This is a genomic window from Desulfosporosinus sp. BICA1-9, from assembly GCF_000802135.1.
Genome location: NZ_JUEE01000209.1, coordinates 18,743 through 34,514 on the forward strand (window position 1 = coordinate 18,743; position 15,772 = coordinate 34,514).

The following is a 15,772-nucleotide window of genomic DNA, read 5'->3' on the forward strand; positions in this document are numbered from 1 at the left end:
GAGACAACAACAAACCCATTTTTAGATCCGAATTGCCCAGAGGTTGGGGTGCATTCCCTAACCAGACCATTCCTAACCGTCGGAAGGTATTTAAAAAACTTTATTAAATTAGGGGGAAGAGATAATATGAAATGGCAACGGTATCATACAATTTGGTTATTGATGTTTTTGGGTTGGACTATTGCATATACAGACCGCAACTTACTCTCTCCTATCGCGGCCTACATGATTTCCAACAAGATAGCCTTTTTCGCTGTGGTGGCTAATCCCCACGCACTGGCAGGTCTAATGAGCACTTTGTTTTTCGCAGGTTATATGGCGATGCAGTTCCCCGCCGGCTTAATCGGTGATAGAATTGGTCGCAAGCCCATCCTGGTACTCAGCTTACTTTGGGCAGCGGCAGGAACACTCTTAACCGGAATGTTGGCCTTCTCCTTGTTTGGCTTGCTTGCCGCACGAGTTCTCACTGGCTTGGGTGAGGGGACTTATTACTCCAATGACCGGGCTTTGATCTCTGAGGTTACCCCCCCAGAAAAGATGGGTATGGGCATGGGCGTATCCTTCGTCGGACTGGGCATTGGTCTGGTCGGCGCTTCAGTCGGCGGCGCATGGTTATTAAACTGGGGAGTGAAACTCTTTGGACCTGATAAAGGCTGGTACTTCCCGTTTTACGCAATGGTTATTCCTACTTTGTTAGTCGCTATATTGTTTATGATTTTGCTCAAACCGGACAGGGGTACTTTTTTCAAACCAGCAAGCGATGGCTCCTTTGCTCCCGGTACCCCTTATTATTCAAAGGCCCTATTAGAAGTTTCTAAATACATCGCGTTGTTTTTTGTGCTCATTATGGCTGTGGCTTATGGCGGAATTGAACTTGGAATGAGCGCAGTTGGCGTATCGATCTGTATCCTGATTATTGCCTTGGGAATTATGTTAGTCATTATGACCCGTCTGAATAAGCAAGTAGGAGCTGTCTTTTTTAACAAAAACCTTCAGCTAGTCTATTGGGGAGCCCTCCCTACCCTGTGGAGCCTCTGGTTTTACAGTTTCTGGGGCACTAAGGTTATTTCGGATGCTGCTTCAGCGGGCATTAATAAATCCGCTGTCACCGCAGCCATTTTCGGACTGGCGGCATTAGTAGGTCTTCCATTGATGGGAAAAGTTGCCGACATCTTTAACCGCCGCGGTTATGGCCGAAAGCCTGCCCTGATCTTAGCCATGGGTCTCCATGCATTGTGTATTTTTGGCTTGGGCTTTTACCTCTATGCAGGCGGCACGTCGATATTCATGCTCGGCGCTCTGGTGTTCGGCGCGGGTGTGTTCCTGTTCGGTACCTGGTCGGTATCCTTTTCCCTTGTCACTGCTTTTGCCCCTCCGGCCTTAATGGCTAGCGCTTTCGGGGTTTGGAACCTGATTGCTGAAATCGGTGCCATCTTATCGCCGGTTGTTTCCGGCGTCATGCGAGACGCAACTGGCAGTTGGGTGTCCCCTGTTATGCTGGATGGTGCCTTAATGGTGCTGGGCATAATTTGTGTTGCCTTAGTGTCGGAGCGCGTAGGTATTGCAACGAATGCCTCCAATCAACAAGCCGCCGCAACCAAAGAGGTTTAACCCCACAAATGGGACCACTTGTTCTTCTGTAAAATGTATAAACGTAATCTTATTCAAAATGACGGATGAAAACAAATAAGCGTGCCCTAGTAGGGCACGCTTATTTAACGAAAAAAAGGAAACGAAATGCCCGCTTAAGAATGCACATGTAATTTGTAATGTTCCAGATTTGTGTGCCTACAGATGTGAATTAGGCATTATTGGGAGGCGAACCATGGAAATAATTAATCCCCTTCTTAAGTCTGCCATTGATATGGCACGTTTTGTTGTTGAGTGTACACCACAACCCATGACAATTGGAGTCAGTGATACCACATGTTATTTAATTTACTACCCTACTCATGAAATCGATTTTAAATTAAAAGTGGGCGATCCTATAAGGCCTAAAAGTATGGCAGACCGTGTCTTATCTAGTGGTAAACGGCAAAGTAACCGTGTGGGAGCAGAAGTTTTTGGGATTCCTTATATTGGAGTAGGTGTACCAATTAATAAAAGAAGTTAATAAAGTTTCATCTATTTCTGAAGAACAGGCAGCTGCTTCTGAACAAATCGCTGCCTCATCAATACACATTAATAATCTGGCCGAAGAACTATATTTAATTTCCGAAAAACTGATTTAAGATGTACAAAAAGTTTTGGATTCATCCATTTTGCCAAATCCTCCAAATCACTAGCTTTTCTCGATATTTAGCAAGCCCTATTCAAAGAACCATCTTCGAGCAAAAATTACAAAAAAACTAACAATTTCTAAAATTTAATTAATAAGAGTATTGACAGGTGAATTTTCTGCAAATTTCACTAAAAGTGTATGCTATAATGAGAGAAATTTAGATGTTTATCAATAATGAGGAGGTATCGAAAGTGAAACTATCAACAAGACTAATCTGGAGTTACACCGTTCTTATTTTACTGATGTCAATTATTGTCGGAGTCGTCTATTATCAAGTTAATAGCCTTGGCACAATTGCTGCCAACCTTTCAAACTATCATGTTCCGATGCAAACTACTGCGCAAGATATATCCTTGCAGTTTGCTCGTGAAACGGCTTCCATTCGAGGGTATCTATTTAACGGTAATGATAAATTTATCGGTGAACTGAATGAAGCAGCGAAGAAAGCGAATGAAGATTTGGAGTTCCTACGAGCGAATGTAACCGATGAGCATAAAGAGATGCTTGAAACTGTGGCTACTGCAATGGCTGATTACGCACCTCATCCACTCAAAATGGCTGGATTATATCAAATGCAGGGCGCAGAAGCAGCTAACCAATATGAGCAAAGTGTAGCTGCAGCAGCTAACTCCTCAGCCTTGAAAGTGATTGACGACTATATTGCTATGCAAAATACCGAGTTGCAGGCTGAAGCTGTGCAGATTGATCTTCTAATTAGAAGGATTATTCTAATGACAATCATGGTCTTAGGAGTTTCTGTAGTCATTGCGATTATACTTGCGGGATATATAATTCGTTCGGTTAAAGGTTCAATTGCTAAGGGTCAAGTGGTTGCTGAAGCCCTGGCGAAGGGAGATTTTACCGTCGAGGTCCAAAGTGGCCATGATGAAATCGGGCAACTGGTGCAAAATCTAGGCAAAGCCTCGAGTAACTTGAGGGAATTAATTAGAAAATCCAAAGGGGTCACTGAAAAGGTTAACCTTGCGACTACGGGTTGCGAGGAGGCTATTTCTAACGTTGCGAGTAGTTCAGAAGAAATGGCAGCTTCTACCGAACAGGTATCGGCTGGCTTTCAAGAGATTGCAGCGACTGCAGAGGAAATTACCGCTTCGAGCGAAGAACTTAAACGCTACATTCTGGAGCTAGAAGAGAAGGCCAATTATGGAAGTCGTGAGGCCAACTCAATCGAGAAGCGGGCTGAGGAATTAAAAGGGCAGGCGGTTGAGGCCCAAATAAAAGCTGCAGGTATATATGAGAAAGAAAAAGAAGCCCTCGAGAAGGCGATCGAGGAATCGAAAGTTGTGCAAAAAATCTCTGAATTGACCCAGGGGATTTCCGCAATTGCTGATCAGACGAATTTATTGGCTTTAAATGCAGCTATCGAAGCTGCCCGAGCAGGAGAAAATGGCCGGGGCTTTGCTGTCGTGGCAGAAGAAGTGCGTAAATTAGCGGAACAGTCCTCACAGACTGTTAGAGAAATTGAAGATTTAGTAGGACGAGTGATCAAGGCCCATGAGGACCTTTCTTTTGGTGCTTTGAACAGTTTGCGCTTTATCAACGATGTTGTAGTTCCTGACTATAATAAACTCGTCCAAACAGGTCAACAATATCAACAAGATGCCAACACTATGAAAACTCTTACAAATGAGTTTTCAAGTACTGCTGTAAAACTGAATGAAATGGTCCACTCAGTAGCTACAGCCTTAAATAATGTCACTCAGACAATAAGCGAAGGGGTTGCTGGAGCACAGGAAGTTACGGCAGCGTCCACCGGAGTTGCGACAGACTTGGAAAAGGTAAATCGCGTCATGATTGAACTGAGTGGCCATGCTAACGAAATGAGGAGTGCTGCGGCAAATTTCACGGTTTAGAGTGATGAAAGTACATTAGATTCTCTTAATCAAAAAAAGGGGGGAAATCAACCAACAATAAAACAGAATATGGAGATTTGTATGAGAGGAAGGTCATAGTAAAGGCTTAGAAGGAGAAAAGATCTTAAATACTGTTAAAGACTTAGCTAATAAAAATAATAAGTTATAACAAAGTACTAGAAGGCATCAACATTTAACTGTTGATGCCTTCTCTGATTTTGAGAGTTTATAAAAGTAATTTATCCAAGCCCCAGAAGGCAGTCATCCCAAAAATAATACCTAGAAATAAATTCGGTACAAACTTAGAAAAAACAAACATTAGTGCTCCAGTCCATAAAAAAGGGTTATGTATGAGGACGATTGATCCTTCCGGTATCACCAATTCAGGTATAACAAGGGCGGCCAATAAAGCAATAGGGACAAGTTCGATAAAGTCCCGAGTAAAACCTTGAACATTCTTTCCCTTAAACAGCAGGAAGGGTAAAACACGCGAGCCATATGTGACTAAAGTCATTAATGCAATTATGGCAAGATATTCGATGGACATCCCTCTTCGCCCTCTTCCTTTGTAGCTATCTCTGACTCTTATTATAATTCTAAGGAAGGCAGTTTTCTGCGCCTCCACCATGCCCCGATCCCCGCAGCAAGGACAACACTTAGAATTAGATAGATTTTTCCAGGAATAAGTAACTTAAGTGCAATTGCTAGTATGGCTGCTATAAGGTAGGTCAGGTAATTTTTCTTAGATAAGGAGGAAGTTGTTAAAATAATGAACAACGCTAAAAGCGCAAATTGAAAACCAGAGAATTCAACCGGCAACCAATTGCCAATCAAGCCACCTAGGATCGTAAAGATGACCCAGCAAGAGAAAGCGCCTAAATTAATTCCCTGCATAACCCTGCGACGATTTTCTTCACTACCGACCTCCTTTAAAACCTTCGTATTGAGTACAAAGGTTTCGTCAGTAAGTCCCTGGGCTAGACCCAGAGACCAGGGAAGGGTTCTTTCTGGAAAAAAGGGAACGATTGACAAGCTCATCAGGAGATGCCGAATATTAATAATAAGGGTAGTCACGCCAATCATCAAAGGGGTCGCTCCCTGATGGATCATTTCAATAGCAATAAATTGCGAGGCACCTGCGTAAACAAAGAAAGACATCAGCCCGGCTTCCCAAATGGTTAAACCGAACTGAGTCGCTAAGATTCCAAAGGTAATAGCTACTGGCGTATACCCAATAACAATGGTCAGAGACTGACGCAAGCCATAGACCAACCCTAAATTGGCATTTGCGTTTAGATTGCTTTCCTTTTCTATAGGAATTAGAACTTGACGTTCCATTGCGGTTCAGCTCCAGTCACTCTTTCTCCATGGTATAAAACCAGTCAAATGCTTCAAGGACTCGACGTTCTCCATGATAGAGGGTCACTCAGTTACCTGCTTGATCACGGTCAAAAAATCAGGATAAGATACCTCAGCAGCCTCCATGTTTTCTACGCTGACCCCATCTGTGGAGAGCAGCCCAGCGATAGCCCAAGCCATAGCCAAGCGATGATCTCCAAGACTATTCGCGTAGCCACCGCGTAAGGAAGGCTGACCATGAATCCGCAACCCATCAGGCATTTCCTCGACCTTGGCCCCTAGGGCATTTAGGCCCTCAGCCACTGCGCGAATCCGATCACTTTCCTTGATGCGCAGTTCGGCCGCGTCACGAATCACCGTTTCCCCTTCCGCCAAACTTGCGGCTACTGCTAAAATTGGAATCTCATCAATCAGTCTTGGAATCATGGACCCTCCGATTTCTATCCCTTTTAGGCGTGCAGGACGAACCCGCAAACTTGCTCTGGGCTCACCGCAAACGTCCGAAACATCGCTCAACTCAATATCCGCACCCATCGCTTGTAGCACGTCCAATATCCCTGTACGTGTCGGGTTCACTCCAACATCCGTCAAGATTATCTCTCCGCTCCCAACCAAACTTCCTAAGACCAGAAAGAAAGCAGCCGACGAAATATCTCCTGGAACAATAATTCTTTGACCAGTTAAACGTCCCCCACCATGAACTGACACCTCAGTACCGAGACTTAGAACCTCCACGCCAAATCCCCTTAGCATTCGCTCAGTGTGGTCCCTGGAAAGAGCAGGTTCCATTACTCTGGTCTCACCGCTGGCTCTTAACCCTGCTAAGATAATGGCTGATTTTATTTGAGCCGAAGCGACCGGTGTTCGAAATGTTTGCCCTTGTAACTGACCACCCTGTAGAGTTAACGGCGCAAAATTGCCCCCTTGCCGACCCATTATCTGGGCTCCCATCTGCTTAAGTGGGTCCGTGACACGGCGCATAGGTCTAGATCTAAGTGATGCATCTCCAGTCAGGGTGACAGCAAAGGGACTACCCGCTAACACGCCTAGCATTAATCTCATAGTGGTTCCAGAATTACCAGCATCTAGAATATCCGAAGGCTCTTGCCAAGCTTCCATTCCCTCGCCGCTAATCCAAACTTCGCTCCCTTGTCTTTGCCAAGATACTCCAAGTTGAGTTAAACAACGAAGCGTACTTAAACAGTCCTGGCCTAATAAGAAATTCGAAACATGGGTTTCTCCCTGAGCCATACCTCCGAAGAGGGCTGCTCGATGAGAAATCGACTTATCACCCGGAACCCGGATTTCTCCTTTCGCGTCGGAAGCTGGTTTGATATACACGCCTCGCATAGGTGCTACCCCCTTAGTTAGGTTATACATTACGTTATACACTTATTTCTGCCAAACTTCAATTCAACTACCAAAATAATTAGTTTTACTTCAATTTTCTAAAGACTCCACTTCTATTCTAGGAGTGTTTAGTGTGGTATTCTTCGTAAACTTATGGCTCTGGCAAAGTTTACGATTCCTACCTAACATGGAATTATTTCATGTCCTCTCGAATCGCATGTGCCTTGCGAAATGCCTCAGCAATAGACTCTCCATCTCCTTGCTGTAGGCATTCCCGCAGTTCTTTTATTCTCTGCTCCCAATGGGTAAGCCCATCGAGAATGGCATCAGCATTTCTCACCATAATTTCCTTCCACATTTCAGGTGAACTGTCTGCAATACGCGTAATGTCTCGGAAGCTGCGACCAGCTAACGCCAAAGTCGATGCCCCTTCTTTTGAGGCATCCTGTGCCGCCAATGTCAGGGCTACCGCTAACAAATGGGGGATATGGCTGACCATTGCCACTTCCACATCATGATCATTCGCTTCTCGAAAGACAACTTTGGCTCCGAACCCTTGAACAAGTTCGACGAGTCTCCCAACCGCCACTGGAGAGGAATCTGAGGTAGGAGTTAGGACATAGGGATAACCACGGAAAAGGTCTGGATCCGCGACTCCAAACCCTGACTGTTCTGAACCCGTCATTGGGTGACCGCCAATAAAATTAAAATTATAGGGCCCGCCAAAGCCATTATGACGAGATTTTTGGCAGATTTCCGTCTTTAAACTGCCCACATCTGTGACAATTGCCCCCTTGGGAATTCTGCCCATCAATTGTTCTAACCCATTTTCCAGTTCTTCTATGGGAAGAGCTAAGACAATTAAATCAACATCGATAAACTGAGGCATCTCCGTCCAGCCAGCCAGAATCCAGCCCCGACGCACAGCTTTATCAAGACTAGCCTTTTCCGGGTCTACTGCAAAAACCTCCCAGCCAGCACGCTGCAAGGCACCCGCCCAAGACCCTCCAATCAATCCCAAACCAAGGATGCAGGCCTTCGGAATCCGAAGACCTGACCAGCCTGGTGTTAAAAATTCTTCATTCTCAGGATTCATCAATCCATCAGTCAACACGCTTACTCACTTCTCCTAACTCACGATCTAGTACAGAGGTAAGCCTTGATAGATCGTTCATCATAGTTTGAAACCTTTCAGGCGTTAAGGACTGTTTTCCGTCGGAAACGGCCTTTTCCGGATGAGGATGGACTTCGACAATCAAGCCATCGGCACCAGCAGCAAGGGCTGCTTTGGCCATAGGATGAACCAAATGCCACTTCCCAGTTCCGTGACTTGGGTCAACTATGACCGGGAGGTGAGAGAGGGCATGCAAAGCAGGGACCATACTTAGATCAAGCGTATTTCGAGTATAACTCTCAAAGGTACGAATCCCACGCTCGCAGAACATTACTTGGTAGTTTCCTCCATCCATGATATATTCTGCAGCCATCATCCATTCCTCTAGTGTGGCAGAAGGTCCTCTTTTTAAGAGGACAGGCTTCCCGCACTTGGCTACTTCTTTGAGGAGAATAAAGTTTTGCATGTTCCGAGCCCCAATTTGGAGAATATCAGAATAATGAGCCACTAAAGAAACATCACGCGCATCAATCACTTCTGTGACTACTAATAGCCCCGTTTTATCACGCGCTTCGGCTAAATAGCGTAATCCTTCTTCCTCTAAGCCTTGAAAGGAATAAGGAGACGTGCGCGGTTTAAAGGCACCTCCTCGCAAGAAGGTCGCACCACTCTCGCGTATGGCAAAAGCCGTTTCCATGATTTGGGCCCTACTTTCTACTGCACAAGGGCCTGCCATAACATGGACCGTCTTGCCTCCGATTTCTTGTCCACCCACTCGGATAATAGTATCAGCAGGTTGAAACTCTCGACTGACTAACTTATACGGTGCCAAAATCGGCACTACTTTTTCTACCCATGGAAGCGCTTCTAAATCAAGGGATTCAATTTTCTGCCGGTCCCCAATTGCTCCCATGATCGTTTTTTCGACCCCTTGGGAAAGATGAATTTTCAAGCCCTCATCCGTTAACCGTGTGGATACCTCTTCAATCTGTTCTACCGTCGCACCATTTCTTAAGACAATAATCATTTTTTTTACCCCTTTCAACCATCCTACCTCTAAATCTATCTAGGGAGACCACGAGATAAGAATCCTCTCTTATTCTGGTCTGTTCCTACAGTAATTATTAATCAGGACGCGTGATAACCAAAAAGGCACCCTGAATAGAGGGTGCCTTGATTTTCAATCGCTCCCATCCTACTATTCTACCTATTCTTTGCCAAGTCCTTCGCTAATGAAGCACCCGCAACAACCACAGCCGGCCATCCTACATAAGCTTTGCCAAGCAAAGCTTGCTAATCTAATCACGAAGTAAAAATTAAATTAGAGCTATCTTACCACAGAAGGGGCTATCTCTACAACCCCAACCATAGTATTCATATTATTCTGTAAACTTGGATGTATCAGGGTGTAGGTTACTAATTTTGCGATTAATAATTTCTCGCAGAAAGACCCGATTTCAGTATGAACTGCAACCGGGTCTTTTATATGTGCCTAGGTCAACGAGCAAGAAGCCATCACGCAAAAATCAATTCTCGACCCACAGCTTTAGCCACAGGCCCAACACTTTCCATAAGTTCAGCGAAATGTTCAAAGTTCAACGATTGATCTCCATCACTTAAGGCAATTTCTGGTTGAGGATGTACTTCGATCATTAAACCATCTGCGCCAGCAGCAATTCCTGCTAAAGCGACAGGTTTGACCAATGACCATCTTCCAGTACCATGACTTGGGTCTAAAAAAACAGGCAAATGAGTTAGTTCTTTTAAAGCTGGAATTGCCGTAATGTCCACGGTGTTTCGGGTGTAGGTCTCAAAGGTCCGAATCCCACGTTCACACAATACAACTTGATCGTTTCCTTCTGACATAATATACTCCGCGGCAAAAATCCATTCTTCTATGGTTGCTGCCAGACCGCGTTTTAACAAAACAGGATGTTTAGTTTTTCCTATTTCAGTTAAAAGTGTATAATTTTGCATATTTCGAGATCCTATTTGAAACATATCCGCCACTTCGCCAACCCGTTCAATGTCGCGAGCATCCATAACTTCCGTAACCACTGGAAGTCCTGTCAGCTCCCTAATCTGTGCTAACATTTCCAAACCGCCTTCTCTTTTTCCTCGAAAGGAATAGGGGGAGGTTCTTGGTTTATATGCTCCACCACGAAGCATTGTGGCTCCGAGACGTTGAATTTCCAGAGCTGTACTCAATAACTGTTCATAGCTTTCAATTGCACACGGACCAGCTACGACCACCAATTGCGGGCCACCGATGATAACATCTCCCACTCGAACAGTCGTGGTTTCTTGCTGTTTGTTTTGCCGTCGAGTGATTAGATTCACCCCGCACTCCTTCTTCCTCTGCGCTTAGTCGATTCGTTCACGAGTTCATTTCTTAGGTACTTAATCAGCATCTATGAGATCTTTCCTTAATATGACAGCATTACGCAAAAAGATGTGGCGAATTTCCCTTTGGCAACGATCAGAATTGGCATGTAAAAGCACTCGTATACAGTGTGGAAGTGCGCCAGGCACTGGAATTTCTGTCGAGCAAAGAAGAGGTACCAACTGCCATCCTATGGCACGAGCACTTGATGCAGGAAAATCTGCATTTAAATCTGGGGTCACCGTAAAAATCGCACTCACTAAATCTTCAGTGCTTAAGGCATTTTCTTTAAGAATAATTTGTAAAAGTTCCTGGGTTGCTTCACGGATTTCCTGAGGATCATTGCGATCTACCGTTGTCGCACCTCGTATTCCTCGCACCATGCCCACCCCCCCTATTCCTTAGGAGCGACGCGATGTCCTAATCCTACTGCTACTTCATCTAGATGCAAGAGCCCTATTCCGAAGAATACCGCTACGCTCAAATGATCACTCTGACGAGCGATTCCAATCTTTCCGCCAATATTTAAACCCAAAGCTTTATTCATGATTTGACTTAAGGCCTCGCGAGTTGCACCGGCTACAGCCCCTTCATCCCCATGTGTTTCTTTAATAGCTCCTTCGCGTTTTGCCGCTACAATTGCCCGTTCTACGATCTTGCGAACCGAACTAATATACTCTCCACCATAATCGACTGCAGCAGTTTTTACCCCCAACCGTTGATAAGACTCTTTTAATTGAGCCTCTTCTTCTCTGCTCTCTGTCATCGCCATTCTTAATGCTGCGAGCGCAATCTTTTTACTTTGTGCCATGTACGCATTCTTCCTTTCCCACGAATTGATCCCACTCTTATTCGTGAACAAGACGTGCGGAATGGTAGAAAAAGACACTAAGTAGTGTCTTTGATTTCTTAATTTAACCATCCCACCATTCTTCTATACTAAAGCGAATAATTCCCATCCTACCATTCTACCCTCCTTTTCTCAATAGTTTATGAGAAAATATATTTATGATTGATGTAATTATATTACGCTAAAGAGAGCTTTGCAAGATTAGTGCCTTACAGTTACATTCTGAATATTTCCCTGCACCACGAAAATCTGGTTTTGACGCGGCTCAAGTAATTGAGGATCTTTCTTGAGGACTTGAACCTGAATGCGCTGAGCTATACCCACACCATCCAGTTGGATTTGACCGGATTGAACCGTTATTTGCTGTTCCCCCTTGGCTAAAGTCGCAATAACTTTACCATTTTGAAGTACACGAATCGGTGCAGCTGGTATCGCTTTCAATGTCACATTCCAGACGTTAACTGATTCTACTAAGGTTGGCTTGGCAAGGGAAGGAAGGTCCAAAGAAGGAGCTTCAACCCGTTCTGCCATTGCCATATAAAATTGTACCGGATCTCTAATTGCACTTAACTGCATTAAGACAAGTATTACCGATGCCAAGACCACGACTCGAATGATCCGGCGTTCTCCCCGCTGGACAATATTCCAGAGCCACTCTAACAGGCTTCCTCTACGACGCACTTGCACCACCTCAAATAGAGTTTATGCAAGAGATGTCTAAATCAGACCACGGATAAAGCAACCTCTCGAGCCGCACATCCCGCCCGATAGCCCATTGCAAAGGCCGCCTGAAGGTTATAACCTCCTGTAATACCATCGACATCCACTACTTCACCGGCCCAATAAAGCCCTTCAAGACATTTTGAAGCCATTGTTTTGGGGTTAATCTCTTTAACATCAACTCCACCGGCTGTAACAATCGCGGTCTCTATAGAAAGGGTTTCTGTAATCGTCATAGGCAACTCTTGTAACAGTCTGAGCAAGCGTTTTCGTTGTTCGCGGCTGATTTGATGCACTACTCCTTCTGGGTTAATTCCGCTCAAACGGATCATAACCGGAATCAGACTTTGAGGTAATAGGTCATCCAGAGCATTCTTAAACTGCTTATTGCTGTACTTTTGAAAATCACGTTGAACACGGGCATCTAATTGTTCTTGGGTAAGGGCTGGTTTAAAATTAACCCGTAACTCGACCTGCTCCCCGTTACACAAGGCATCCCCTGCGCGACGGCTCATGGTTAAGATAATGGGACCGGATACCCCAAAATGTGTAAACAGCATTTCGCCAAACTCAGTTATCTGCTTCTTTCCATCGATCCACAAGGACCCCTCAACGTTCTTCAAGGATAATCCCTGAAGCTCCTTCACCCAATCTTCCGCCGTTTTAAGTGGCACCAAAGCGGGCCTGGGGGTTATTACTTTGTGCCCCAGTTTACGGGCAAATCGAAATCCATCCCCACTTGACCCGGTCGCTGGATAGGATGAGCCTCCCGTACAAACGATCACTACAGGCGCCAAGAACTTTTTCTGACCATGTCCTCGAACCCCAGCAACATGACCGTTCTCAACTAGAATTTCCTCAACCGTGATTCCAGATCGGACCTCTACTCCTGTTTCTGTTAAAAACGCCGCTAAGGCATCTACAATCTTTTCAGCGTCATCTGAAATCGGGAAAACACGTCCTCCACGTTCGACTTTCGTCTCGACCCCGTACCGAGCAAAAAAATCCCGTAAGGCTACATTATCGAAACCTCTTAAAATACCGTGCAAGAACCGTCCATTTCCAGGGTAGTGGCTGATAAAATCTGACACGTTTTCTTCGTTCGTTATATTACAACGTCCTTTACCAGTGATCGCAATCTTCCGGCCCAGACGTTCTTTCTTTTCAACTAAAAGAACCTTCGCGCTTCCTATAGCCGCTTGTCCAGCAGCCATCATACCTGCAGCTCCACCACCAACCACAATAACTTGATACTCGTTCATAGTTTATTCCTTTCTTTAGTGGCTCTTTTCAAGCCAGAGGCCATAACTTAACATTTCTTCTTTAACTAAATAATATGTACACTATTGCTTTGGAAATTAAATTTTATAATTCTACCCCTCTATTCAGGTTAAAATACTTCCTCCCAATGAAACATATGCGAACGGGCATGAAGTCAAGCATGCAAGTCACGAGCCGTCCCCAACTTGCACTTTGTTCGCACCATGCAAGTGCTGAGCCTAAGATAAATAGTCAAACAAGATAACCCGAAGGAAAGTTCATTGAACATTGGTACTCGGCGGAACTTGCTCGCAAGGTATCATTTGTTGTCGTTCCGAGTAAGTTCCTGTAGGTTCCCGGACCCTACTCGGAACGACAAGTTCCGCCGAATAACAATGGGCTGCTTTAAAACAGGTAGCTTTCTTTAGATTTTCACACATAAACACAATATCGTCAATAAGCTGTTCTGTACGGATAAGTCCCTCTAGAAAAGTTTTTTCATATAGATATAACGTCCTTCATCCTATATGCCAATAAATGGTATTCAAAATAATTATAGCGATATTTTGTGAGAGTCAAGTGGTTTTTGCATCTTTTTGAATATTTTTATCAACTTTTATTTAGCCGATTTATAAGCTAAATAAAAGTCTTCCTAATTATGTCAGCACAGCTTGATGACATTGGGGTCGGAGGTTCGAGTCCTCTCAAACCCACCATAAGTTAGATTTGTAAATCGTTACTATAAAACCTTGAGATCTCTGAAAGCAGAGAGTATCAAGGTTTTTTAAATTAATAAGAGAAACAAGAGCAAGCTTGATAGCTCTATTATAGCGTGTCTGTAATGGTATTTTTGTGGATTTTCCATTGACACAAACACATAGGAATAGTACAATAACTTTAAACCTCCCCCCCCGGGGGCGGGAATAAGGTTTTACTAGTTAAAGTATGAACTAAGTGTAAATGAAGAAATTAGGAGTTGTTAATATGGTTGACACCGAGAAAGAAACCATAATTAACCGTTTTAGAATTATTCGGGGTCACATCAGCGGTATAGAAAAGATGATTGAAGGAGGAAAAGAATGCGCTGATATTTTGGTACAAATGGCGGCTGTAACCGCCTCCATGACAAAGGTTAAGCTAATGATTAATAAACATATGGTTGAGCAATTTATAGAAAAGGCATTAGTTGAAGAAAAAGATATAAAAAAGGAAATAACTAAAATACTTGAAAATATTTTAAAGATCAGTTAATAAAAATTTAAGCCTTCATGAGAAATTATACATCAAGAAGGCGGAATGGGAGTTAAATATGAAGAAAATATTAATTTTGGGGGCAGGTACCGCTGGAACTATGATGGCCAATCATCTTGTCAAGAAAGTTAACAAAAATGAATGGTCAATAACGATTGTCGATCAACATGAAAAACATTACTATCAACCAGGGTTTCTGTTCATTCCTTTTGGGGTCTATTCGGAAAAAGACGTAATAAAAGAAAAAACTAACCTTCTTCCAAAGGAGGTGAAATATATTCAAGCTCCTATAGAGTTGATTGAAGCAGAAAAAAAACAAGTCATATTAGGCGACGAGAAAATTATCCCTTATGACATATTAATTATTGCAACAGGATGTGAAATTGCCCCCGAAGAAGTGGAAGGGGTAGACCAGGGCTGGAGAAAAGATATTTTCGACTTCTATACTATTGAGGGTGCAGTTGCCCTAAGGGATAAATTGAAAAATTGGGAGGGAGGTAAATTAGTTGTTCACATAAGTGAAATGCCAATTAAATGTCCCGTTGCTCCACTTGAATTTGTTTTTCTTGCAGACTGGTTCTTTTCAGAAAAGAAAAAAAATCGTAAAAAGGTCGAACTAAGTTATGTTACTCCACTAGACAGTGCCTTTACGAAGCAGAAGTGTGCAGATGTCTTAGGTGACTATTTTCCACAAAAAAATATAGATTTAATTAAGAATTTCAATGTGAGTCATGTAGATGCGGAAAGCAGAAAGCTTGTATCGTTGGATGACAGAGAAGTAACTTACGATCTTCTTGTAACGATTCCGGTAAATATGGGAAGCAAGCTGATAGAACGCTCTGATTTAGGTGACGACTTAAACTTTGTACCGACTGACAAACATACTCTTCAATCTAAAGCTCACAAGAATATATTTGTCATTGGGGATGCCACCGATATTCCAGCTTCAAAGGCTGGTTCTGTCGCCCATTTTGAAGCAGAAATTCTAACTCATAATATCCTAAGTTATATTAATAATCAGCCTTTAACTGCTAGCTTCGATGGTCACGCAAACTGTTTTATCGAATCAGGATACCATAAAGCACTTTTAATTGATTTTAATTATGAAATTGAGCCTGTTGAAGGAACATTTCCTCTGCCTGGGATTGGCCCTTTTTCACTCTTAAAAGAAACGAGAATAAACCACTTAGGGAAATTGGCTTTTAGACACATCTACTGGAATATGCTATTGAAAGGCATTCCGATTCCTACTGTTTCGCCAGATATGAAAAAGAGCGGCAAGAAACTTGAAGGATTATCGGTTGATGTTTAAGCATAGAAATCACTAATAATT

At 43.5% G+C, this 15,772-nt stretch carries 15 protein-coding genes; 5 read left to right on the plus strand and 10 right to left on the minus strand.

The features are described 5' to 3' along the window. Window positions 1–162 precede the first annotated feature (162 nt). From JL57_RS25990 to JL57_RS26000, 3 genes are all read left to right on the plus strand, one after another. Window positions 163–1,611 (plus strand): MFS transporter, encoded by a 1,449-nt coding sequence (locus JL57_RS25990; RefSeq protein ID WP_291300591.1) that lies wholly within the window; start codon window positions 163–165, stop codon window positions 1,609–1,611. 214 nt (window positions 1,612–1,825) lie between these two features. Next, window positions 1,826–2,113, plus strand: coding sequence for a hypothetical protein (locus JL57_RS25995; RefSeq protein ID WP_291300585.1), 288 nt, complete (start codon window positions 1,826–1,828; stop codon window positions 2,111–2,113). 359 nt (window positions 2,114–2,472) lie between these two features. Next, a complete protein-coding gene (locus JL57_RS26000; protein ID WP_034144802.1) occupies window positions 2,473–4,152 on the plus strand; it encodes a methyl-accepting chemotaxis protein in 1,680 nt (559 codons plus the stop codon). Window positions 4,153–4,378: 226 nt separating this feature from the next. Here the strand turns inward: JL57_RS26000 and JL57_RS26005 are convergent, their stop codons facing one another. From JL57_RS26005 to JL57_RS26050, 10 genes are all read right to left on the minus strand, one after another. After that, on the minus strand, window positions 4,379–4,699 hold the full coding sequence (locus JL57_RS26005) for an AzlD domain-containing protein (protein ID WP_034144803.1): 321 nt from the start codon (window positions 4,697–4,699) through the stop codon (window positions 4,379–4,381). 41 nt (window positions 4,700–4,740) lie between these two features. Then, window positions 4,741–5,490 (minus strand): AzlC family ABC transporter permease, encoded by a 750-nt coding sequence (locus tag JL57_RS26010; RefSeq protein ID WP_291300586.1) that lies wholly within the window; start codon window positions 5,488–5,490, stop codon window positions 4,741–4,743. 84 nt (window positions 5,491–5,574) lie between these two features. Continuing rightward, the gene (gene aroA, locus JL57_RS26015) at window positions 5,575–6,861 is read right to left on the minus strand and encodes a 3-phosphoshikimate 1-carboxyvinyltransferase (RefSeq protein ID WP_034144804.1); all 1,287 of its coding nucleotides are present in this window, start codon (window positions 6,859–6,861) and stop codon (window positions 5,575–5,577) included. Window positions 6,862–7,054: 193 nt separating this feature from the next. Then, on the minus strand, window positions 7,055–7,957 hold the full coding sequence (locus JL57_RS26020; RefSeq protein ID WP_034144835.1) for a prephenate dehydrogenase/arogenate dehydrogenase family protein: 903 nt from the start codon (window positions 7,955–7,957) through the stop codon (window positions 7,055–7,057). A gap of 7 nt (window positions 7,958–7,964) precedes the next feature. After that, complete coding sequence (gene aroF, locus JL57_RS26025; RefSeq protein WP_034144836.1) at window positions 7,965–9,002, minus strand: 3-deoxy-7-phosphoheptulonate synthase; 1,038 nt, start codon at window positions 9,000–9,002, stop codon at window positions 7,965–7,967. Window positions 9,003–9,490: 488 nt separating this feature from the next. Further along, window positions 9,491–10,315 carry a 3-deoxy-7-phosphoheptulonate synthase gene (gene aroF, locus JL57_RS26030; RefSeq protein WP_291300587.1) on the minus strand — a complete coding sequence of 275 codons (825 nt, stop codon included), beginning with the start codon at window positions 10,313–10,315 and terminating at the stop codon, window positions 9,491–9,493. Window positions 10,316–10,375: 60 nt separating this feature from the next. Next, a complete protein-coding gene (gene aroH / locus JL57_RS26035; protein ID WP_034144805.1) occupies window positions 10,376–10,741 on the minus strand; it encodes a chorismate mutase in 366 nt (121 codons plus the stop codon). An 11-nt stretch (window positions 10,742–10,752) separates the two neighbouring features. Then, a complete protein-coding gene (locus JL57_RS26040; RefSeq protein WP_034144806.1) occupies window positions 10,753–11,169 on the minus strand; it encodes a HutP family protein in 417 nt (138 codons plus the stop codon). A 240-nt stretch (window positions 11,170–11,409) separates the two neighbouring features. Next, window positions 11,410–11,889, minus strand: a complete 480-nt coding sequence (locus JL57_RS26045; protein WP_034144807.1) for a hypothetical protein — start codon at window positions 11,887–11,889, stop codon at window positions 11,410–11,412. 41 nt (window positions 11,890–11,930) lie between these two features. Next, window positions 11,931–13,190, minus strand: a complete 1,260-nt coding sequence (locus JL57_RS26050; RefSeq protein ID WP_034144808.1) for an NAD(P)/FAD-dependent oxidoreductase — start codon at window positions 13,188–13,190, stop codon at window positions 11,931–11,933. A 982-nt stretch (window positions 13,191–14,172) separates the two neighbouring features. Between JL57_RS26050 and JL57_RS26055 the strand changes: the two genes are divergently transcribed. Both JL57_RS26055 and JL57_RS26060 read left to right on the plus strand, forming a co-directional pair. Further along, window positions 14,173–14,439 (plus strand): metal-sensitive transcriptional regulator, encoded by a 267-nt coding sequence (locus tag JL57_RS26055; protein ID WP_034144809.1) that lies wholly within the window; start codon window positions 14,173–14,175, stop codon window positions 14,437–14,439. A 58-nt stretch (window positions 14,440–14,497) separates the two neighbouring features. Further along, a complete protein-coding gene (locus JL57_RS26060) occupies window positions 14,498–15,751 on the plus strand; it encodes an NAD(P)/FAD-dependent oxidoreductase (protein WP_034144810.1) in 1,254 nt (417 codons plus the stop codon). Window positions 15,752–15,772: the final 21 nt, after the last annotated feature.